General features: G+C 35.0%; 23 protein-coding genes and 4 tRNA genes. 22 read left to right on the top strand and 5 right to left on the bottom strand.

Translation table 11 applies throughout. The features are described from left to right. Positions 1–4 precede the first annotated feature (4 nt). Complete coding sequence (locus tag FNW21_RS02775) at positions 5–382, bottom strand: DUF983 domain-containing protein (protein WP_144255212.1); 378 nt, start codon at positions 380–382, stop codon at positions 5–7. A 65-nt stretch (positions 383–447) separates the two neighbouring features. On the opposite strand from FNW21_RS02775, the gene FNW21_RS02770 reads away from it, so the two are divergent. Then, a complete protein-coding gene (locus FNW21_RS02770; RefSeq protein WP_144255211.1) occupies positions 448–2,355 on the top strand; it encodes an ABC-F family ATP-binding cassette domain-containing protein in 1,908 nt (635 codons plus the stop codon). A gap of 86 nt (positions 2,356–2,441) precedes the next feature. Here the strand turns inward: FNW21_RS02770 and FNW21_RS02765 are convergent, their stop codons facing one another. Then, positions 2,442–2,906, bottom strand: coding sequence for a hypothetical protein (locus FNW21_RS02765; RefSeq protein ID WP_235889579.1), 465 nt, complete (start codon positions 2,904–2,906; stop codon positions 2,442–2,444). Between the two features lie 72 nt (positions 2,907–2,978). After that, entirely contained in the window at positions 2,979–3,608 is a 630-nt protein-coding gene (gene rsmG / locus FNW21_RS02760; RefSeq protein WP_144255210.1) for a 16S rRNA (guanine(527)-N(7))-methyltransferase RsmG, read from the bottom strand. A gap of 107 nt (positions 3,609–3,715) precedes the next feature. Between rsmG and FNW21_RS02755 the strand changes: the two genes are divergently transcribed. Continuing rightward, entirely contained in the window at positions 3,716–4,813 is a 1,098-nt protein-coding gene (locus tag FNW21_RS02755) for a fatty acid desaturase family protein (RefSeq protein WP_144255209.1), read from the top strand. Positions 4,814–4,892: 79 nt separating this feature from the next. Next, positions 4,893–6,083 carry a pyridoxal phosphate-dependent aminotransferase gene (locus tag FNW21_RS02750; protein ID WP_144255208.1) on the top strand — a complete coding sequence of 397 codons (1,191 nt, stop codon included), beginning with the start codon at positions 4,893–4,895 and terminating at the stop codon, positions 6,081–6,083. Positions 6,084–6,224: 141 nt separating this feature from the next. On the opposite strand, the gene FNW21_RS02745 is transcribed toward FNW21_RS02750, so the two are convergent. Then, positions 6,225–6,530: a hypothetical protein gene (locus FNW21_RS02745; RefSeq protein ID WP_144255207.1), complete on the bottom strand. Its 306-nt coding sequence runs from the start codon at positions 6,528–6,530 to the stop codon at positions 6,225–6,227. Positions 6,531–7,034: 504 nt separating this feature from the next. Here FNW21_RS02745 and FNW21_RS02740 point away from each other — a divergent pair. The 3 genes from FNW21_RS02740 (at position 7,035) to FNW21_RS02730 (ending at position 9,198) form a co-directional block, all read left to right on the top strand. Then, positions 7,035–7,517, top strand: a complete 483-nt coding sequence (locus FNW21_RS02740; protein ID WP_144255206.1) for a 3'-5' exonuclease — start codon at positions 7,035–7,037, stop codon at positions 7,515–7,517. Between the two features lie 142 nt (positions 7,518–7,659). Further along, on the top strand, positions 7,660–8,931 hold the full coding sequence (locus FNW21_RS02735) for a DUF2851 family protein (RefSeq protein ID WP_144255205.1): 1,272 nt from the start codon (positions 7,660–7,662) through the stop codon (positions 8,929–8,931). A gap of 48 nt (positions 8,932–8,979) precedes the next feature. Next, on the top strand, positions 8,980–9,198 hold the full coding sequence (locus FNW21_RS02730) for a PspC domain-containing protein (protein WP_144255204.1): 219 nt from the start codon (positions 8,980–8,982) through the stop codon (positions 9,196–9,198). Positions 9,199–9,259: 61 nt separating this feature from the next. Here the strand turns inward: FNW21_RS02730 and FNW21_RS02725 are convergent, their stop codons facing one another. Continuing rightward, a complete protein-coding gene (locus tag FNW21_RS02725) occupies positions 9,260–10,741 on the bottom strand; it encodes an amino acid permease (protein WP_144255203.1) in 1,482 nt (493 codons plus the stop codon). A gap of 198 nt (positions 10,742–10,939) precedes the next feature. Here FNW21_RS02725 and FNW21_RS02720 point away from each other — a divergent pair, with 198 nt between their 5' ends. The 16 genes from FNW21_RS02720 (at position 10,940) to rplL (ending at position 19,584) form a co-directional block, all read left to right on the top strand. Continuing rightward, the gene (locus FNW21_RS02720) at positions 10,940–11,887 is read left to right on the top strand and encodes a ComEA family DNA-binding protein (RefSeq protein ID WP_317129287.1); all 948 of its coding nucleotides are present in this window, start codon (positions 10,940–10,942) and stop codon (positions 11,885–11,887) included. A 16-nt stretch (positions 11,888–11,903) separates the two neighbouring features. Beyond that, the gene (locus FNW21_RS02715) at positions 11,904–13,046 is read left to right on the top strand and encodes an acyl-CoA dehydrogenase family protein (RefSeq protein WP_144255202.1); all 1,143 of its coding nucleotides are present in this window, start codon (positions 11,904–11,906) and stop codon (positions 13,044–13,046) included. Between the two features lie 173 nt (positions 13,047–13,219). Continuing rightward, positions 13,220–13,417, top strand: a complete 198-nt coding sequence (gene rpsU, locus FNW21_RS02710) for a 30S ribosomal protein S21 (RefSeq protein WP_024982054.1) — start codon at positions 13,220–13,222, stop codon at positions 13,415–13,417. Positions 13,418–13,487: 70 nt separating this feature from the next. Further along, positions 13,488–14,384 carry a tyrosine-type recombinase/integrase gene (locus FNW21_RS02705; RefSeq protein ID WP_144255201.1) on the top strand — a complete coding sequence of 299 codons (897 nt, stop codon included), beginning with the start codon at positions 13,488–13,490 and terminating at the stop codon, positions 14,382–14,384. A gap of 36 nt (positions 14,385–14,420) precedes the next feature. Further along, a complete protein-coding gene (gene hpf / locus FNW21_RS02700; RefSeq protein ID WP_144255200.1) occupies positions 14,421–14,723 on the top strand; it encodes a ribosome hibernation-promoting factor, HPF/YfiA family in 303 nt (100 codons plus the stop codon). Between the two features lie 89 nt (positions 14,724–14,812). Then, positions 14,813–14,886 (top strand) — tRNA-Thr (locus tag FNW21_RS02695). Positions 14,887–15,010: 124 nt separating this feature from the next. Then, positions 15,011–15,091: transfer RNA gene (locus FNW21_RS02690), tRNA-Tyr, on the top strand. 77 nt (positions 15,092–15,168) lie between these two features. Further along, positions 15,169–15,240 (top strand) — tRNA-Thr (locus FNW21_RS02685). A gap of 53 nt (positions 15,241–15,293) precedes the next feature. After that, on the top strand, positions 15,294–16,481 hold the full coding sequence (gene tuf / locus FNW21_RS02680; protein WP_144255199.1) for an elongation factor Tu: 1,188 nt from the start codon (positions 15,294–15,296) through the stop codon (positions 16,479–16,481). A 58-nt stretch (positions 16,482–16,539) separates the two neighbouring features. After that, positions 16,540–16,610, top strand: a tRNA-Trp gene (locus tag FNW21_RS02675). Between the two features lie 18 nt (positions 16,611–16,628). Continuing rightward, the gene (gene secE / locus FNW21_RS02670) at positions 16,629–16,826 is read left to right on the top strand and encodes a preprotein translocase subunit SecE (RefSeq protein WP_144255198.1); all 198 of its coding nucleotides are present in this window, start codon (positions 16,629–16,631) and stop codon (positions 16,824–16,826) included. Between the two features lie 10 nt (positions 16,827–16,836). Next, on the top strand, positions 16,837–17,388 hold the full coding sequence (gene nusG / locus FNW21_RS02665; RefSeq protein ID WP_144255197.1) for a transcription termination/antitermination protein NusG: 552 nt from the start codon (positions 16,837–16,839) through the stop codon (positions 17,386–17,388). A 67-nt stretch (positions 17,389–17,455) separates the two neighbouring features. Beyond that, positions 17,456–17,893 carry a 50S ribosomal protein L11 gene (gene rplK / locus FNW21_RS02660; protein WP_035639405.1) on the top strand — a complete coding sequence of 146 codons (438 nt, stop codon included), beginning with the start codon at positions 17,456–17,458 and terminating at the stop codon, positions 17,891–17,893. A 13-nt stretch (positions 17,894–17,906) separates the two neighbouring features. Further along, positions 17,907–18,596, top strand: coding sequence for a 50S ribosomal protein L1 (gene rplA, locus FNW21_RS02655; RefSeq protein ID WP_144255196.1), 690 nt, complete (start codon positions 17,907–17,909; stop codon positions 18,594–18,596). Positions 18,597–18,618: 22 nt separating this feature from the next. Beyond that, entirely contained in the window at positions 18,619–19,128 is a 510-nt protein-coding gene (rplJ, locus tag FNW21_RS02650) for a 50S ribosomal protein L10 (RefSeq protein ID WP_144255195.1), read from the top strand. A gap of 87 nt (positions 19,129–19,215) precedes the next feature. Continuing rightward, positions 19,216–19,584 (top strand): 50S ribosomal protein L7/L12, encoded by a 369-nt coding sequence (gene rplL, locus FNW21_RS02645; RefSeq protein ID WP_144255194.1) that lies wholly within the window; start codon positions 19,216–19,218, stop codon positions 19,582–19,584. The last annotated feature ends 32 nt before the right edge of the window (positions 19,585–19,616 follow it).

The following is a 19,616-nucleotide window of genomic DNA, read 5'->3' as shown; positions in this document are numbered from 1 at the left end:
GGTATTATTTTGTTTTTGGGTCGTACGAAACGAACATGTTGATGTAAATATTTCTTGACCAACGCAAAACCCACGGGAATAAAATTACCAAACTCGCTATTATGGCAATAAAAGCGGTTTTTATTCCAGCCTTAAAGATGACGTAGGATATAATAAATGCAGCAATACCTATGGCAACATTTAATCCATAACTTACATACATGGAGCCGTAAAAAAAGGAAGGCTCGATTTGATATCGCAAGCCACAATGGCTACAATTTTCATTCATTTTTAGTACAGAGCCTAAATGAAGTGGATTTTTATCCAAATACATGCTCTCATTCTGACATTTAGGACAAGTTCCTGTTAAAATACTATTTAGTTTGGATCCTTTTTTTAACATTTGCAAAAATTTTTAACAAAGGTACATTTTTTGAAAAGTTCCTTATGTAACATTAGTCACAAAATATGCTTAATATACACAATTTATCGGTTTCGTTTGGTGGTTCTTATTTGTTTGAAGAAGTAACCTTCCGTTTGGGTGCTGGAGATCGAGTGGGTCTCGTAGGTAAAAATGGTGCAGGGAAATCGACCATGCTTAAAATGTTGGCAAAAGATTTCGCTCCTGATTCAGGGGTTATTTCACAAGAGAAAGATCTTCGGATGGGTTTTTTGCGTCAGGATATTGATTTTGAACAAGGAAGAACCGTGCTCGAGGAGGCGTACGAAGCTTTTACGGAGATTAAAATTGTAGAGAAGAAACTGGAAGAAGTGAATCATTTATTAGTCACTCGCACCGATTATGAAAGTGATGAATACAGTCAAATTATCGAAGATTTATCCGAGTACACCCATCGTTTTGAACTTTTAGGCGGTTATAATTATGTAGGCGATACCGAAAAAATTCTTTTGGGTCTGGGTTTCAAAAGGGAAGTTTTTGACAATCAAACCGAAACTTTTTCGGGCGGTTGGCGTATGCGAATTGAATTGGCTAAATTATTACTGCAAGCCAATGACGTTTTATTGCTGGATGAACCTACGAATCACTTGGATATTGAAAGTATTATTTGGTTAGAGAGTTTCCTTCGAAATTATCCGGGAGTCGTTGTAATTGTTTCGCATGATAAAATGTTTTTGGATAATGTAACCAATAGAACTATCGAAATTTCGCTTGGTAAAGCTTATGATTTCAACAAACCGTACTCGCAGTATTTAGAATTGCGACATGAAATTCGTGAAAAACAATTAGCAACTCAAAAAAATCAAGCCAAAAAAATTGAAGAAACCGAGAAGCTAATTGAAAAATTTCGTGCCAAAGCTTCCAAAGCTTCTATGGCTCAGTCGCTTATAAAAAAATTAGATAAAGTAGAGCGAATTGAAGTGGATGAAGATGATAATTCGGTGATGAATATTTCTTTTCCTGTTTCAAAAGAGCCAGGTAGAGTTGTGGTCGAAGCCGAAAACGTGACCAAAAGTTATGGCGACAAAACGATTCTAAAGGATATTAATTTGCTAGTAGAACGAGGAAGTAAAATTGCTTTTGTTGGACAAAACGGACAAGGAAAATCTACTTTTATCAAGGCAATAGTTGACGAATTTGAATACCAAGGCACTATAAAACTTGGACATAATGTACAATTGGGGTATTTTGCACAAAATCAAGCTGAATATCTTGATGGCGAAATTACTTTGTTGCAAACCATGGAGGATGCTGCCGCTGATACTAACCGCATGAAAGTACGCGATATGTTAGGCTCTTTCCTGTTCCGTGGCGATGATGTAGAGAAAAAGGTTAAAGTCCTTTCAGGTGGCGAACGAAACCGTTTAGCGCTATGCAAATTGTTGTTGCAGCCCATTAATGTTTTGTTGATGGATGAGCCCACGAATCACTTGGATATAAAATCTAAAAATGTCTTGAAAGCTGCCCTTCAAAAATTTGGTGGTACGTTACTTTTAGTGTCGCACGACAGGGATTTCTTGCAAGGAATGTCGAATTTGGTTTACGAATTCAAAGACCAAAAAATCAAAGAATATTTAGGAGATATCAACTACTTCTTGGAACAACGCAACCTAGAAAACATGCGAGAAGTCGAGAAAAAAGATGCCCAAAAAGCTACTGCTCCAAAAGAAAGCAACAAAGCGTCCTACGAAGATCAGAAAAAAGGGAAAGCTTTGCAGAATAAATTAAGCAAAATAGAAAGCCAAATCAAACAATTAGAAAAAGACATTCAGCATGACGACAAAATGCTGGCTTCTAATTATGATAAGCATATTGAAGATGCCAAATTTTTTATGGCTTACAACAAAAAGAAAAAAGAACTAGACCAATTGCTTTTGGATTGGGAAATTGTGCAAGAAGAAATCGACAATTTATAGTCTTTTTAACAGACTTTATTTTTCCTAAAAAGGTCTTGTTTCTTGTGTTGTGATAAGAAACAAGACCTTTTGAAAGAAAATTTTTTTTATTTCTTCTTTTCTGATTTGTTTATTTTTTCAAAAACAAACTCAGGATTGGTATATACAATTGGCTCCTCTTTTGAAAAATAATGAATATTCATATAGTTCATTTCCAATCCTTTGCCTAATAAAAGCTTATTTCCCTTTTTTAACAAAGCAATTGGAACTATTTTGTTATTTCCGCCGTATGTAATACAATTGAATAGCCCTAATAAAGTATCACCTGAAATTTTTCCTCTGATTTCTCCTGAATCTTTCCCTGAATTTTCATACCTTATCTCATAATTACCCACAAAAAAGGGTTTTGTCACCGAGATGGATAAATAAGCGGTATCATTAGTATTAATTGCTCGATAAAATGAATATTTTCTTTTAAATTCCTTTTGTTTATTGCATCCAAACACTGTCAATACTAAAAGGATAGCGAATAAAGCGATACAATGTGATAATGCCTTTTTTAGTATATGCATAATTTAAAATAGCTGATAAAAAATGTAAATTAATTATAATTCTACGAGATTAATCTTTTAAATACTAGCAATTTAAACCACAAACTTCAACGGCAAATGCACCACTTTTTTAGTTTCAAAAAACTCATCTTCAAAAAAAGCTGCTAAATTATATTCTGTAGCTTTGGGGAAATCCTTTAATTCTTCAGTTAGATCACCTCCTTTTAGGTACAGAATTCCGTTTTTGAGTTCGTGTTTGTTTTGTTTTTTGATTTTGGTTTTTACCCAAGAAACAAAATCTGGCATATTCGTTACCGCACGACTCACGATAAAATCAAAATCTCCTTTTACGTTTTCGGCACGCAATTGTTCGGCTTTTACGTTTTTGAGTTCCAATGCTTCGGCAACAGCTTGTACTACTTTTATTTTTTTTAGAATAATATCAATCAAGAAAAAACGTGTTTCGGGAAACAAGATAGCCAACGGAATCCCAGGAAATCCGCCACCTGTGCCTACATCCAAAACATAAGTTCCGGGTTCGAATTTTATAATTTTGGCAATTCCTAACGAATGCAAAATGTGTTTGGTATACAAAGCATCAATGTCTTTTCTAGAAATAACATTTATTTTTTCGTTCCAATCGTGGTATAAAAAATCCAATTTTTCGAATTGTTCTTTTTGAATAGCAGTCAAATTAGGAAAATACTTTAGAATCTCGTCCATCTTTATAATTTTTAACAAAAGTAATACTTTAGAGTCGAAATATTTGTAGCAATTTTGTGAATCGAAAATTTATAATAATTACCTTTGTAATCTAGTACAATTTAAACATGAATAACACCACAATAACTTTTGCCAAGCAAGATAATCTAAAGTTTTTTAGGACGCTTAACTCTCGAGTTAACAATTATTTCAAGGAAAACAATATCCAAAAAACTGGAAATTGGAGGCTTTATATGAAAACGATCATTTTATTTGCGGTTTTTTTAGCGCCTTATTTTTTGATTTTGACATTAGATATGCCTTTTTGGGAGCATCTTTTATTGACAATTGTTATGGGAATAGGTATGGCAGGTGTGGGGATGAATGTCATGCACGACGGTAATCACGGATCGTATTCGACCAAGAACTGGATCAATAAAGTAATGGGAGGCACTATTTATGTTCTTGCTGGAAATGTGTACAACTGGCAAGTACAGCACAATGTTTTGCACCATACGTATACTAATATTCCTGGTCATGACGAGGATTTAGATGCTGGGCGCGTGATTCGTTTTACAAAAGAAGCAAAATGGTACAATTTTCACCGTTTTCAACAATATTACTCTGTTTTTTTATACGGATTATTGACTTTCAATTGGGCAATTACTACTGATTTTAAACAAATGAAAAGCTATTTGAAACGAAAATTATCCTATGGTAAAGCCAAAAGTCCCAAAATACTTTGGACAACTTTGATAATTACTAAATTTATTTATGTGTCTATTTGGATTGTTTTGCCCATTGTAATTGGCATAACTTGGTGGAAAGTGCTTATTGGTTTTTTTGTTATGCATTACACCGCTGGATTGATACTTAGTGTTGTTTTTCAATTGGCGCATGTGGTAGAGGAAACAACGAATCCGTCTCCAAATGAGTTGGGTGAAATGGACAATACTTGGGCAATTCATCAATTGTTTACCACCACTAATTTTGCTCCAAAAAACAAAATTGTAAACTGGTACACTGGCGGATTGAATCATCAAATTGAGCACCACATTTTCCCGAATATCAGTCACGTTCATTATGGTAAAATTGCCAAAATTGTCAAAGAAACCGCAGCCGAATGCAACCTGCCGTATTACGAATATAAAACCATGCGCAGTGCAGTAATCGCTCATTTCAAGCATTTGAAAGAGTTAGGAATGAAACCTGAATTAAGCATATAAAATCATAATTTTTTTTAAAATATTAATTAACCTCCTTTAATCTTCTGATTCAGAATTAAAGGCAATCAACACCTTTTTAATGAATAATAATCCACTTTCAGACAGAATTAATAATCTGGCGACATCACAAACATTGGCCATGGCCGCTTTGGCAAGAGAATTAAAAGCGCAAGGAAAAGACATTATCAGTTTAAGTTTAGGCGAACCTGATTTTAATACACCAGACTTCATTAAAGAAGCGGCCAAAAAAGCTATTGACGATAATTACAGCACCTATTCACCAGTTGAAGGTTACGCTGATTTGAAAGAAGCTATCTGTAGAAAATTCAAAAGAGACAACGGTTTAGATTACAAACCTTCTCAAATCGTGGTGTCAACGGGAGCAAAACAATCCTTGTACAACATTGCACAAGTAATGCTTAATGATGGTGACGAAGTGATTTTGCCAGCACCATACTGGGTTTCGTATTTTGAAATCGTTAAGTTATCTGGTGGTGTTCCTGTAGAAGTGTCTACATCTGTGGCAACTGATTTTAAAATTACACCAGAACAGTTAGAAGCTGCCATTACGCCAAAAACGAAAATGATGTGGTTTAGTTCTCCTTGTAATCCAAGTGGATCTGTATATAACCGTGAGGAATTAACCGCTTTGGCCAAAGTATTAGAAAAATATCCAAACGTATATGTAGTTGCTGACGAAATTTATGAGCATATTAATTTTTCGGGAACTTTTTGTAGCATTGGATCTATTCCAGGAATGCTTGAAAGAACAATTACTGTAAACGGAGTTGCCAAAGCTTTTGCCATGACAGGATACCGTATTGGGTATATTGGTGCGCCAGAATTCATTGCCAAAGCTTGTACAAAAATTCAAGGTCAAGTAACTTCTGGAGCCAATTCCGTGGCACAACGAGCCACGATTACTGCTGTTGATGCGGATCCAAGTGTTTTGAATCACATGGTTCAAGCGTTTCATAGCCGCAGAGATTTAGTTGTTGGTTTGTTAAAAGAAATCCCAGGAATTAAAATTAACGTTCCAGAAGGGGCATTCTATGTGTTTCCTGATGTTTCTTCTTTCTTTGGAAAAACCTTAAATGGTACTTTTATTAAAGATGCTAACGATTTTTCTATGTATCTTTTGGCACAGGCCAATGTAGCAACTGTAACTGGAGATGCCTTTGGAAATCCAGATTGCATTCGTTTTTCTTACGCTACCAGCGAAGAATTACTAAAAGAAGCTTTGCGCAGAATCAAAGAAGCCGTGGCATAAACCATTTTCAATATAAAGAAATAGCCTCAAGGAAACTTGGGGCTATTTTATTTAAAATCAAATTCTGGGAATGGGTAAAGTCTATTTTATATAAAAAAAACTGCTCAAAGAACAGTTTTAGGAATAAAGTTTAAATGGAACTTACGCCATAAATAAAGTAGGTTTGTTATAATTAAACAACACCAAATCGTAAGGGACTAAAGGGCTGCCAATTTTTTCTGAAGTTGCGTCAAAAAGAATATGGTTGTGTTTTCTAAACAAATAAATTTCCTTTAAACAATTAGACAAACTCTGATGGATTTCGGTTGTGAAAGTGGGCAATTGTTTGTCGCCAACCAACAAGTCAATTTGATAATTGGAACTTGATTTTGACAAGTTATTTCCAATTATCCGAATGGTAAATAAAGTTGAAATTCCGTGCTGTTTTCCTTGATACTGTACTATCATAATTTTAGTATTAATGGGTTAAATTACTTGTATTTTTAAATGAATCATTTTCTATAATAAAAGTATAAAAAAAAACGGAGCTACAGTAAAATATTTTCTAAATAAACTGTTATTTTTCATACAAGTGTAAAGGCCAATTTTGAGGAACTGAAATTTATCCAATTCGTTTTAATTGCGCTGCAGGTTTTGAATTTGCCACCAATATAACTGTATTCTTCATTATATTTGTGCGCTATTAAAATTGAATTTCAGGAGCGTATTTTCTAAAAAAAAAATGCTAACGTAAGTCAAATATAGTCGGCTTTTCTAAATTGAATTTTGAAATTAAAGTAGAAGAAATGGTCAACTAAACCTTGAGTTTGTTTTAACGCTGAATTTTATGCTTTAGGAAATATAAATAAAAAGATTTAACTGCAATTAGAAGATTTTTCTGCGTATGAACAATTAATTTTCAATAGAAATTGCAATAACAATGTCAATAAAAAACCAATAATCTCAAATCAAATGACCTTCACCGCTATAGATTTTGAAACGGCAACCGCTTTTCATCCCTGCTCCGTAGGAATTGTTACCGTCGAAAACGGAGTAATTGTCGATGAATTCGTGACTTTAATCAAGCCTCCGTACAATCAATACAATCCGTATACCATTCAAGTTCATGGAATTTATCCGCAGGATACGATTAATGCTAAAACCTTTGCACAAGTATTTCCTGAAATTCAAAAACGATTGCAAAATCGCATTGTTGTGGCGCATAACGAAAGTTTTGACCGCAATGTTTTAGCTAAATCAATGGCGCTTTGTGGTCTCAATTACGACGATTTGAATATTGCGGCTCGTTGGGAATGTACCGTTAAAATATACAAAGCCAAAGGGTTGAAACCAACTAAATTAAGCGATTGCTGTCGCGAAATGAATATAAAATTAAACCATCACGAAGCCTTGTCCGATGCTCGTGCTTGTGCTCAATTGTATTTATTGCAATAGTTTTTATAGCACCTTTTCTTTTGGAACAAGCGGGGACAAAGTGTTTTTGTTTTTGTAAGACAACCTGTCACTTTTTTTACTACTTTAGTTTTTTGGTAGGGGTCTGTTTTTTACTCCTTTAATAGTAATTATCTAAAAAAGCATGAAAGAAGATTTTCTCCATTACCTCTGGAAATTCAAAAAATTTGATGTTTTGAATTTAAAAACCTTTACTGGAGAAGCCATTACGATTAGTAATGTCGGGCAGTATTTAGCACTCGCTGGGCCGGATTTTTTTAATGCGCAAATTACTATTGGCAATCAAAAATGGGCTGGAAACGTAGAAATTCACCTTAAATCTTCGGATTGGTACGTGCACCACCACGAGAGAGATACGGGGTATGAAAACGTAATTCTTCATGTAGTTTGGGAACATGATACCGAGATTTTCAGGAGCAATAACACCGAAATTCCCGTCTTGGAATTAAAGCACTATGTTGATGCCGTTACGGTTGCTAATTACCAATCGTTACTTACTCCTAAATCGTGGATTTTTTGTGAGAAAGAATTAAAAGATACAGACGAATTTGTGCTTAAAAATTGGCAAGAACGCTTGTTTTTTGAACGTTTAGAACGAAAATCCAAACCCATTTTCGATTTATTAGCAGCAACGAATCAGGATTGGGAAGCGGTTTTGTTCCAACTTTTGGCCAAGAATTTTGGGTTGAATTCCAATGGTGAAATTTTTATGACAATAGCGCAATCAATCCCATTTTCGGTAATCAGGAAAGAAAGTTTTGAAGTCGAAAATCTGGAAGCTTTGTTGCTTGGAACGGCAGGATTGTTAGATTTAGAGAAGGAAGATACCTATTTCAAGGATTTGAAGTTCCGGTATTTTTATATGGTGCATAAATTCCAATTAGAAACTAAAACAGTTGCACCCGTTCAGTTTTTTAAACACCGACCAGATAATTTTCCCACCATTCGGCTTTCGCAATTAGCCAATGTGTACCACCGTGAGCAAAATTTATTTTCAAAAATTTGCAGCTTGAATTCTTTAGACGAAATGTATGCTTTGTTCCAAGTTTCAGCATCGAACTACTGGCAAAATCACTACCAATTTGATAAAGAAAGTCCCAAGAAAAAGAAAGTATTGTCACAATCCTTCATCGATTTATTGATTATAAATACCATTATTCCCATTCAATTTGCCTATGCAAGAAGCATTGGAAAGGAGATAATTGAAGATTTAATTCCCTTGTTAAGGGCTATAAAACCAGAGAAAAATGCTGTTGTTGATAAGTTTAGTTCTTTTGGAATCAAACCCCAAAGTGCTTTTGAAACCCAATCGATGTTGCAACTCAAAAACGAATATTGCAATAAAAGTAAGTGTCTGTCCTGCGCAATTGGTCTAGCATTAGTAAAGAATAATTAGCTGCTGTAGTAGGAGATATTTTTGTATTTTTGTACAAATTGAAAGCAGGTGAACAAACTCAAATTTTTTTTCGAAAAACACGGTTTCCATGTTTCCTCGCGTCTTGCGGATACGTTAGGAATGCGCGCTAGTAATGTGCGTTTGTTTTTTATCTATTTATCCTTTGTGACAGCTGGATTGTGGTTTGCGGTGTACCTCACATTAGCTTTTTGGATGCGATTAAAGGATTTAATTAGAGCCAAACGAACTTCGGTTTTTGATCTATAACAAAAAAAAAGGATTTTAAAGTGGTTCGCTTTAAAATCCTTTTTTTTGGTTTTATCTAAATTTATTCTTGGTCGGTATTGTTTAAAACACTGTTCTTTTTGCCATAAGCGAAATAGAAAACGATTCCAATTGCCATCCAAGCAAAAAGTCTCAACCAGTTGGTCCAGCCTAATCCAGCCATCATTAATACACAAGTGATTACACCTAAAATAGGAACTAAAGGTACGAATGGGGTTTTGAATTCTCTAACCATATTAGGTTCTTTTTTTCTTAAAATTATTACTGAAACGCATACAAGTGAGAACGCAAATAAAGTTCCAATACTGGTCATGTCACCTACAATGTCGCCAGGAACAAAGGCTGCGAATGCACCAACAATAACTAAAATTGCAAGATTTGCTTTGTAGGGTGTTTTGTATTTTGAATGCAAATCACTGAACATTTTAGGCAATAATCCGTCTTTTCCCATGGCATAAAATACTCTTGACTGTCCTAAAAGCATGACCAAGATTACGGATGAAAACCCGGCCAAAATGGCAACAGTAACTAACTGACCTAGCCAAGCATAGCCAATCATGTATTTGTTTATTGCAAATGCTACAGAAGCTTCTTTGCCACCTGTTCTAAAATCTTCTACGGTGGCAACTCCTGTTAAAACGTGTGCAAATAAAATATACAATACCGTACAAACGGCCAAGGAACCTAAAATTCCTATGGGCATATTTCGTTTTGGATTTTTTGTTTCTTGTGCCGCTGTACTTACGGCATCAAAACCTATAAAGGCAAAAAATACTGTTCCTGCTGCACCTATTATTCCCCAAAAACCACCAAAATTATGATCAATACCATGTTCGTCTGTAAAGATAGAACTTGGTGGAATATACGGTGTATGGTTGGCTGGATTTACAAAGTTCCAACCAATTATAATTATCAAAACAACAATTGTTACTTTGACAACCACAATGATGCCGTTAACAAATGCTGATTCTTGAATCCCTTTTATTAACAATAAACTGATTAACCCCACTATAAATAGAGCCGGTAAATTAATCAATCCGTGTTCGCCAGTTTCTAGATTTTGTTGAAACGGAGAATGCGACAACGAGTAGGGTATGGGGCTTATATGAAGCACATTAATGAGTAAATTATTGAGGTATTCACTCCAAGCAATTCCCACAGTTGCTGCGCCTACAGCATATTCAAGAATTAAATCCCAACCAATAATCCAAGCCAAAAACTCGCCCATTGTGGCGTAAGTATACGTATATGCACTACCTGAGATTGGTATTGAAGAGGAAAGTTCTGCATAACACAATCCTGCCAATGCACAACCAATAGCTGCAACAATAAATGCAATAGTTACGGATGGGCCCGCGTTTTGAGATGCCGCCATTGCTGTTCTAACAAATAAACCAGCACCAATAATTGCTCCAATTCCTAATGCAATTAATGACCAAGCTGTTAACGTTCTTTTTAATCCTTTTTCAGAATCAGCAGCTTCGGCTAATAGCTGGGCTAAAGGTTTTCTTTTCCAAATTGACATATATTTTGGGTTTAAATATTATTAAGTTTCAAATGTATTGTTTTTTGTAAAAAATAAAAACAAAAATTGAGTTTTAAGTTATAAAAAAGAACCGTTTTGCCGTTTTAGAGTAGATTTTTGCTGGAAAAATCCTTTTTTGTAGGTGTAAAATGAATTCATAATTTTTTTTTGTTAGTTTATTTCTTAATAAAGACTTTGATGTCAATATATTTTATAAATTTAGATTTCGGTTCCCAAAAAGGAGTAACTCAATTGTCAATTATGATTTCTAAAACAAGCAAAGATTATTTTAAATTCTCACGCCAACAGCGGGTAGGAATCTTGTTTTTGTTCGCAATTATTATCTCGTTGCAAATGGCTTGCTTTTTTGTTGATTTTAATGTCGTTTTTAAGCAAGAACCGCAACAGCAACAATGGCTTTCGTTGCAAACCAAAATGGACTCCTTGAAAAGTGCTACTCAAAATGCAATTTCAAAACCATACGTATTCAATCCTAATTTTATAACCGATTACAAAGGCTACAAACTCGGGATGTCTGTTGCTCAAATAGACCGACTTTTGGCATTTCGAAAACAAAATAAATACGTTAATTCTCCCGAGGAATTTCAAGCGGTTACGCAAATTTCTGATTCGTTGTTGTGGGCTATTTCGCCTTATTTTGAATTTCCGGATTGGGTAAGTCAAAAAAAAGAGTTTAAAGAATATAAAAAATACGACAATACGGCTTTCACCAAAAAAGAAAAAATTGTGATACTCGATATCAATCAAGCCACACAAGCGGATTTAATTAAAATTTACGGCATTGGCGAGGCTATTTCAGAACGTATTTTGAAACAAAAAGAAACCATGGGAGGCTTCGTTTCTATGGAACAAATGAAGGATGTTTGGGGACTTTCGCCCGAAGTAATTCAAAATTTGGAAACCCATTTTAAGGTTATTCAGCCTCCATTTTTTAACAAAATCGATATTAACAATGCTTCTATGAAAGAGCTTTCACAGTTTTATTATTTTAAATATCCACTAGCCAAGCAAATTGTAATTTATAGAAGTATGAATGGCGAAATCAAAAATATTGAGGATTTAATAAAAATTAAGGGTTTTCCTGTTGATAAAGCAAAAATAATTGGCTTATATTTGAAGTTCTAAAAAACAAGCATTTCAAATGAACTTTGATTATACCGAAACACAAACTCTGATTGCCCAATCTATAAAAGAATTTGCCGAACAAAACATAAGACCTTATATAATGGATTGGGACGAAAATCAAATTTTCCCTATCCCGTTATTCAAAAAATTAGGTGAAATGGGTTTTATGGGTATTCTTGTACCACAAGAACTGGGCGGTTCTGGATTGAGTTACCACGATTACATAACTATTATAGAAGAAATTTCAAAAGTAGATCCATCCATTGGGCTATCAGTAGCTGCTCATAATTCGCTTTGTACCAATCATATTTTGACTTTTGGTACCGACGAACAAAAGAAAAAATGGATTCCGAAATTAGCTTCGGGCGAACATATTGGAGCTTGGGGTTTGACCGAGCACAACACCGGTTCCGATGCGGGCGGAATGAACACCACAGCGGTAAAGGACGGCGATTTTTGGATTGTAAATGGGTCAAAAAATTTTATCACGCATGGTATTTCGGGCGATATCGCAGTAGTAGTTGTTCGTACAGGCGAGAAAGGAGATTCGAAAGGAATGACTGCTTTTGTTTTCGAAAAAGGAACTCCAGGATTTACTTCGGGCAAAAAAGAAAATAAATTAGGAATGCGTGCCAGCGAAACCGCTGAATTGGTTTTTGATTCCTGTCGCATTCCAGATGCCAATCGTTTGGGCGAAGTAGGGCAAGGTTTTATTCAGGCCATGAAAATACTAGACGGAGGCCGAATTTCTATAGGTGCGCTCTCGCTAGGAATAGCAAAAGGAGCATACGAAGCTGCTTTGAAATATTCGAAAGAGCGGTACCAATTTGGAAAAGCAATATCCGAATTTCAAGGAATTTCCTTTAAATTAGCCGATATGGCTACTGAAATTGAAGCGTCAGAATTGCTATTGCACAAAGCTGCTTTCTTAAAAGAACAACATAAACCGGTAACTACACTTGGGGCAATGGCCAAAATGTATGCCTCCGAAATGTGTGTTAAAGTAGCGAATGAGGCCGTTCAAATTCATGGAGGATATGGGTATACCAAGGATTATCCTGTCGAAAAATTTTACAGAGATGCTAAATTATGCACCATAGGCGAAGGCACTACCGAAATACAAAAAGTGGTTATTTCTAGGAATATTTTGAAAGGTTAAAGAATATAGAGTAAAGAGCCAAGAAGCAAGCAATTGTAACTTGGCTTTTTTGTTCAATCAATTCTCTTTTTTCTATATTCTATTTTCTTCTTTAAAATAATTCATAATTCATAACTCATAATTCATAATTAATTTTTACTTTTGCACACTTAACGAAAGGGGGTGATAAAATTATGTTAATTATACCAATTAAAGACGGAGAAAATATAGATAGAGCATTAAAGCGCTATAAAAGAAAGTTTGATAAAACTGGAACTGTAAGACAATTAAGAGCACGTACTGCTTTTATAAAACCATCAGTTATCAATAGAATGAAATTTCAAAAAGCGGCTTATATTCAAAACATGAAAGATGGTTTAGAAAATATCTAGTCAAATTATATTAAAATAAAATGCCGTTAGTCATTAAAGTTTCTTAACTTTGATACTAACGGTTTTTTTTATGACTACAAATAAAGACGCATTTCGGGAATACCTTTCCTTGGAGAAAAAATATTCTCCACATACTGTAAATGCCTATTTGAATGATGTGCTTTTTTTTGAGTCCTATAATAAGGAGTGTTTTGAACAAGAAAATATAGATCAGGTTCATTATCCTCAAATTAGAAACTGGATTGTATCCTTGATTGATGATGGTTTATCTAACGTTTCGGTCAATAGAAAAATAGCTTCATTAAAAGCGTATTTTAAATTTCTTTTAAAAATACAGCAAATAACCTCCAATCCGTTACTGCAACACCGAGCGCTCAAAACACCCAAAAAAATCCAGATTCCGTTTTCCGAAAAAGAGCTAGAGGCTGTTTTGGCACAATTTCAAGACCCAAAAGGATTCGAAGAAGTGCGAGATAAACTTATTATAGATTTGTTTTATACCACAGGAATTAGAAGATCCGAGCTTATTAATTTACAAAATCATAACATAAATTTAGCAAATGCTACTATAAAGGTATTGGGCAAGAGGAATAAAGAACGAATTATTCCAATTGTGCCTGTACTTGCAGCGCAAATTTTTTCGTATCGAAAAGAAAAAGAGACGCTTACGGAAATTATAGATTCGGACTATTTTTTTTTAACAAAAAAAGGGTTAAAACTAAACGATTCTTTTGTGTATCGGCTAATAAATTCTTACTTTAGTGGAGTCTCCGAGAAAGTAAAAAAGAGTCCGCATATAATAAGGCATTCATTTGCCACTCATTTGTTAAATAACGGAGCCGATTTGAATTCAGTGAAAGAATTATTAGGTCATTCTAGTTTGGCTTCGACTCAAATTTATACACACAATAGTTTGTCTGAATTAAAAAAAGTGTTTAATGAGTCGCATCCTAGAGGGTCAAAGTAATTCAAAAATAATGTTTAACCAATAAAAATAGAGATTATGAAGGTAAATGTTCATGCAGTTAACTTTACAGTTGACAAAAAGCTAGTAGATTTTGTTGAAGAAAGAATGGATAAATTAGAAAAATATTATGATAAGGTTGTGTCGGTAGATGTTTTTTTGAAAGTGGAAAAGACAAGTGATAAAGAAAATAAAATCGTTGAGATAAAGATCAATGTACCTGGGGATGATTTCTTGGTAAAAAAACAATGTAAAACTTTTGAGGAGGCAGTAGAGCTTTCTGCAGAATCTTTAGAGCGATTGTTAGTAAAAAGGAAAGAAAAAACAAGAGCACATATTTAATCAAAAATTTTCTCAAAAAAAGTTTTGATTGAGAGATAAAATCTATACATTTGCAGTCCGTTAGAAATAGCGGGCTTTTTTTTGATATTGCCAGCGTAGCTCAGTTGGCTAGAGCAGCTGATTTGTAATCAGCAGGTCGTGGGTTCGAGTCCCTCCGCCGGCTCAAAAAATTATAGATTTCTGAATGTAGATTTTAGATTTCGATGCGTAAAGGGAAAATGTTTTAGAATGATGAAATGTGCTTTTAGAGTAATCTGAAATCTAAATTCAAAAAATCTAAAATAAATGGGGAGATACTCAAGCGGCCAACGAGGGCAGACTGTAAATCTGCTGTGTGAACTTCGCAGGTTCGAATCCTGCTCTCCCCACTAGAAGGGATTTTAGAATGAAAGTTTTGGGTTTTTGGTCTAAAATTAGAAATGCAAACTCTTAAATCAAGGATTATGCCGGCTTAGCTCAGCGGTAGAGTGCTTCCTTGGTAAGGAAGAGGTCACGGGTTCAATTCCCGTAGTTGGCTCAAGTAAGTAGGAAATTAAAATAAATATATAACTAGATTAAAAATTAAGTAAAATGGCAAAAGAAACCTTTAACCGTAACAAGCCCCACTTAAACATTGGAACAATTGGGCACGTGGATCACGGAAAAACTACATTAACTGCAGCGATAACTAAAGTATTATCTGATGCTGGTTACTGTCAAGCAAAATCATTTGATCAAATTGATAATGCTCCAGAAGAAAAAGAAAGAGGTATTACAATTAATACTTCACACGTTGAGTATGAAACTGCTAACCGTCACTACGCTCACGTTGACTGTCCTGGTCACGCCGATTACGTAAAAAACATGGTTACTGGTGCTGCTCAAATGGACGGTGCTATCTTGGTAGTTGCTGCTACAGATGGTCCAATGCCACAAACACGTGAGCACATCCTTTTAGGTCGCCAAGTAGGTATTCCTAGAATGGTTGTTTTTATGAACAAAGTAGATATGGTTGATGACGAGGAATTGTTGGAACTTGTTGAAATGGAAATTAGAGATTTATTGTCTTTCTACGAATATGATGGTGATAATTGTCCAGTTATTCAAGGTTCAGCTTTAGGTGGATTGAATAATGATGCTGCATGGGTGCCAAAAATTATTGAATTAATGGCTGCTTGTGATTCATGGATCGAAGAGCCAATTCGTGATACTGCAAAACCTTTCTTGATGCCAGTTGAAGATGTATTTACAATTACTGGTCGTGGAACTGTTGCTACAGGTCGTATCGAAACTGGTATTGCTAATACAGGTGATGCTGTTGAAATCATTGGTATGGGAGCTGAAAAATTAACTTCTACTATTACAGGAGTTGAGATGTTCCGTAAAATCCTTGATAGAGGTGAAGCTGGAGATAACGTAGGTTTATTGTTAAGAGGTGTTGATAAAGAATCTATCAAAAGAGGAATGGTTATCATTAAGCCAGGTTCAGTAAAACCACACGCTACTTTCAAAGCAGAGGTTTATATCTTGAAAAAAGAAGAAGGTGGTCGTCATACTCCATTCCATAATAACTACCGTCCACAGTTTTACGTACGTACAACTGACGTAACAGGAGTTATTACTTTGCCAGAAGGAGTAGAGATGGTAATGCCAGGAGATAACTTAACTATTAATGTTACTTTATTAAGCCCAATTGCAATGAGCATTGGTTTACGTTTTGCAATCCGTGAAGGTGGTAGAACTGTAGGTGCTGGACAAGTTACAGAAATTGTAGGTTAATTTTATAAATAACTCATTAAAGCCAGTGTCATTTTTTTTGATGGCACTGGCTTTTAATACGGGCGTAGTTCAAGGGTAGAATAGCGGTCTCCAAAACCGTTGATGGGGGTTCGAATCCCTCCGCCCGTGCAAAAAAAACACAGTATAATGGCAAAAGTTGTTAATTACATATCAGAATCGTTTGAAGAATTAAGCTCAAATGTGACTTGGCCGGCTTGGTCTGAAGTGCAACGTCTTACTATTGTTGTAGCAGTATTTTCAGTAGTTTTCGCCTTGGCAACTTGGGGAGTAGATGAAGTATTTGCAAAAGCATTAGAAGGATTTTTTAACTGGATGAAAGCATAAATTTCTTGAGATGGCAGATAATAATATAAAAAAGTGGTACGTAGTTCGCGCTGTTAGCGGGCAAGAGAACAAAGTAAAAGCATACATCGAAACCGAAATCGCAAGATTGGGCATGGAGGATTATGTTTCTCAAGTTCTGGTTCCAACTGAAAAGGTTGTTACTGTAAAAGAAGGAAAAAAAATAGCTAAAGACAAAGTTTATTTTCCGGGTTATGTAATGCTTGAGGCTAATTTAGTGGGAGAGATTCCGCACATAATTAAGTCTATTACAAGTGTTATTGGTTTTTTAGGGGAAACTAAAGGTGGTGAGCCTGTTCCTTTGAGAATTTCAGAAGTAAATAGAATGCTTGGAAAAGTTGATGAGTTAGCTGTAAATACAGATACTCGCGCTATTCCTTTTACTATTGGCGAAACTATTAAAGTAGTTGATGGTCCATTTAATGGTTTCAACGGAACTGTTGAAAAAATTAATGAAGAAAAGCGTAAACTGGAAGTAATGGTAAAAATTTTCGGAAGAAAAACACCGTTAGAATTGAGTTTTATGCAAGTTGAAAAAGTATAATTTTTGTTACATCTATAATATCCACCACAATCGCTTCCAATGATTGTCGTGTTAAATTTTTTAAAAAATGGCTAAAGAAATTAGTAAGGTAGTTAAACTACAAGTTAAGGGAGGTGCTGCGAATCCGTCGCCACCGGTTGGACCTGCTTTAGGAGCTGCTGGGGTAAATATCATGGAGTTTTGTAAGCAATTTAATGCTAGAACTCAAGATAAACCTGGCAAAATATGCCCAGTACAAATTACTGTGTATAAAGACAAATCATTTGATTTTGTTGTTAAAACTCCTCCAGCGGCAGTCCAGTTATTGGAAGCTGCAAAGCTAAAGTCTGGATCAGGTGAACCAAATCGTAAAAAAGTAGCTAGCGTTACTTGGGATGTTATCAAAGCAATTGCTGAAGATAAAATGGTAGATTTAAATGCTTTTACGATCGAATCAGCAATGAGTATGATCGCAGGAACTGCAAGGTCTATGGGTATAACTGTATCAGGAGATTCTCCTTTTTAATTAAGAGCAAGACATGGCAAAATTGACAAAAAAGCAAAAAGAGGCTGCTTCAAAAATTGAAAAGAATAAACTATACTCTTTGAAAGATGCTGCGGCATTAATTAAAGTTATAGCTTCTGCAAAATTTGATGAGTCTGTTGATATCGCAGTTCGATTGGGTGTAGATCCAAGAAAAGCGAATCAAATGGTAAGAGGTGTAGTAACATTGCCTCATGGTACTGGTAAAGATGTTAAAGTATTAGCATTAGTTACTCCAGATAAAGAAGCGGAAGCTTTGGCAGCTGGTGCTGACTATGTAGGTCTTGACGATTATTTACAAAAAATTAAAGACGGTTGGACAGATGTTGATGTAATTATCACCATGCCATCTGTAATGGGTAAATTGGGTCCATTAGGTCGTATTTTAGGGCCTAGAGGTTTAATGCCTAATCCAAAAACAGGTACGGTAACTATGGATGTTGCAAAAGCTGTTCAAGAAGTTAAAGCTGGTAAAATCGATTTCAAAGTTGATAAAACTGGTATTGTACATGCAGGAATTGGTAAAGTTTCTTTTGGAGCGGAGCAAATTTATGACAATGCACACGAAATTATTCAAACATTAATCAAACTTAAACCAACTGCTGCTAAAGGTACCTATATTAAAGGGATACACCTTACAAGCACTATGAGTCCTGCTATTGCTTTGGACCCAAAAGCAGTATAATTGGTAGTTAATAATTTTTAGTATGACTAGAGAAGAAAAATCAATCGCGATTGAAGAATTAACTGCACAGTTAGCTGGTACAAACATTGTTTATGTATCTGATATTTCTGGATTAAATGCAGAAACAACTTCAAACTTGAGAAGAGCTTGTTTTAAAGCAGGTATTAAATTAGAGGTAGTGAAAAACACGTTGCTTGCAAAAGCAATGGAAGCTTCGGATAATGATTATGGCGATTTACCGTCAGTTTTGACTGGTAACAGTGCTATCTTTATTTCGGATATAGCAAATGCTCCTGGAAAAATCATTAAAGATTTTAGAAAAAAATCAGCAAAACCTGTATTGAAAGGGGCTTATATTAATTCTGAAATTTATATTGGAGATGATCAATTAGATGCTTTGGCAACTATTAAATCTAAAGAAGAGCTTATCGGCGAACTTATTGGATTATTGCAATCACCAGCACAAAGAGTTATTTCGGCTCTTCAAAATCAATTCGCTGCTAGCGAGGCGACTGAAGAAACAGAAGCATAATAAAAAACGAGGTTATCTCTTTTTTATTTAAAAAAGCGCACAATAAATAAATTATATTTTACAAATCATTTTAAAACGATAGAAAAAATGGCAGATTTGAAACAATTCGCAGAACAATTGGTTAACCTAACAGTAAAAGAAGTTAACGAATTAGCAACAATATTAAAAGATGAGTATGGAATCGAACCAGCTGCTGCAGCTGTAGTAGTATCAGCAGGTGGCGAAGCTGCAGCTGAAGAAGTTCAAACAGAATTTACTGTAGTATTAAAAGCAGCAGGTGCTTCTAAATTAGCAGTTGTTAAATTGGTAAAAGAATTGACTGGTTTAGGTTTGAAAGAAGCTAAAGATGTAGTTGATAGTGCACCAAGTAATGTTAAAGAAGGTGTAACTAAAGAAGAAGCTGAAGGGCTTAAAAAATCTTTAGAAGAAGCTGGAGCAGAGGTTGAACTTAAATAGTTCTACTCGGTTTTAAGAATTAGGTTTAGGTC

Origin of the sequence: Flavobacterium restrictum, assembly GCF_007097245.1 — a bacterium.
GTDB classification, from domain to species: Bacteria; Bacteroidota; Bacteroidia; order Flavobacteriales; family Flavobacteriaceae; genus Flavobacterium; species Flavobacterium restrictum.
Note: the sequence above shows the minus strand (reverse complement) of the source record. Positions and strands in the feature narration are given on the sequence as shown.

What these genes read in the sequence shown, in the direction of transcription:
- FNW21_RS02745 (WP_144255207.1), bottom strand. Translation starts at nt 6,530, where the DNA reads ATGATAGTACAGTATCAAGGAAAACAGCACGGAATTTCAACTTTATTT.
- rsmG (WP_144255210.1), bottom strand. Translation starts at nt 3,608, where the DNA reads ATGGACGAGATTCTAAAGTATTTTCCTAATTTGACTGCTATTCAAAAA.
- FNW21_RS02735 (WP_144255205.1), top strand. Translation starts at nt 7,660, where the DNA reads ATGAAAGAAGATTTTCTCCATTACCTCTGGAAATTCAAAAAATTTGAT.
- FNW21_RS02740 (WP_144255206.1), top strand. Translation starts at nt 7,035, where the DNA reads ATGACCTTCACCGCTATAGATTTTGAAACGGCAACCGCTTTTCATCCC.
- rplK (WP_035639405.1), top strand. Translation starts at nt 17,456, where the DNA reads ATGGCTAAAGAAATTAGTAAGGTAGTTAAACTACAAGTTAAGGGAGGT.
- hpf (WP_144255200.1), top strand. Translation starts at nt 14,421, where the DNA reads ATGAAGGTAAATGTTCATGCAGTTAACTTTACAGTTGACAAAAAGCTA.
- nusG (WP_144255197.1), top strand. Translation starts at nt 16,837, where the DNA reads ATGGCAGATAATAATATAAAAAAGTGGTACGTAGTTCGCGCTGTTAGC.
- FNW21_RS02715 (WP_144255202.1), top strand. Translation starts at nt 11,904, where the DNA reads ATGAACTTTGATTATACCGAAACACAAACTCTGATTGCCCAATCTATA.
- rplJ (WP_144255195.1), top strand. Translation starts at nt 18,619, where the DNA reads ATGACTAGAGAAGAAAAATCAATCGCGATTGAAGAATTAACTGCACAG.
- FNW21_RS02720 (WP_317129287.1), top strand. Translation starts at nt 10,940, where the DNA reads ATGTCAATATATTTTATAAATTTAGATTTCGGTTCCCAAAAAGGAGTA.
- rplA (WP_144255196.1), top strand. Translation starts at nt 17,907, where the DNA reads ATGGCAAAATTGACAAAAAAGCAAAAAGAGGCTGCTTCAAAAATTGAA.
- rpsU (WP_024982054.1), top strand. Translation starts at nt 13,220, where the DNA reads ATGTTAATTATACCAATTAAAGACGGAGAAAATATAGATAGAGCATTA.
- rplL (WP_144255194.1), top strand. Translation starts at nt 19,216, where the DNA reads ATGGCAGATTTGAAACAATTCGCAGAACAATTGGTTAACCTAACAGTA.
- FNW21_RS02755 (WP_144255209.1), top strand. Translation starts at nt 3,716, where the DNA reads ATGAATAACACCACAATAACTTTTGCCAAGCAAGATAATCTAAAGTTT.
- FNW21_RS02770 (WP_144255211.1), top strand. Translation starts at nt 448, where the DNA reads ATGCTTAATATACACAATTTATCGGTTTCGTTTGGTGGTTCTTATTTG.
- FNW21_RS02775 (WP_144255212.1), bottom strand. Translation starts at nt 382, where the DNA reads ATGTTAAAAAAAGGATCCAAACTAAATAGTATTTTAACAGGAACTTGT.
- FNW21_RS02705 (WP_144255201.1), top strand. Translation starts at nt 13,488, where the DNA reads ATGACTACAAATAAAGACGCATTTCGGGAATACCTTTCCTTGGAGAAA.
- FNW21_RS02750 (WP_144255208.1), top strand. Translation starts at nt 4,893, where the DNA reads ATGAATAATAATCCACTTTCAGACAGAATTAATAATCTGGCGACATCA.
- FNW21_RS02765 (WP_235889579.1), bottom strand. Translation starts at nt 2,906, where the DNA reads ATGCATATACTAAAAAAGGCATTATCACATTGTATCGCTTTATTCGCT.
- tuf (WP_144255199.1), top strand. Translation starts at nt 15,294, where the DNA reads ATGGCAAAAGAAACCTTTAACCGTAACAAGCCCCACTTAAACATTGGA.
- secE (WP_144255198.1), top strand. Translation starts at nt 16,629, where the DNA reads ATGGCAAAAGTTGTTAATTACATATCAGAATCGTTTGAAGAATTAAGC.
- FNW21_RS02725 (WP_144255203.1), bottom strand. Translation starts at nt 10,741, where the DNA reads ATGTCAATTTGGAAAAGAAAACCTTTAGCCCAGCTATTAGCCGAAGCT.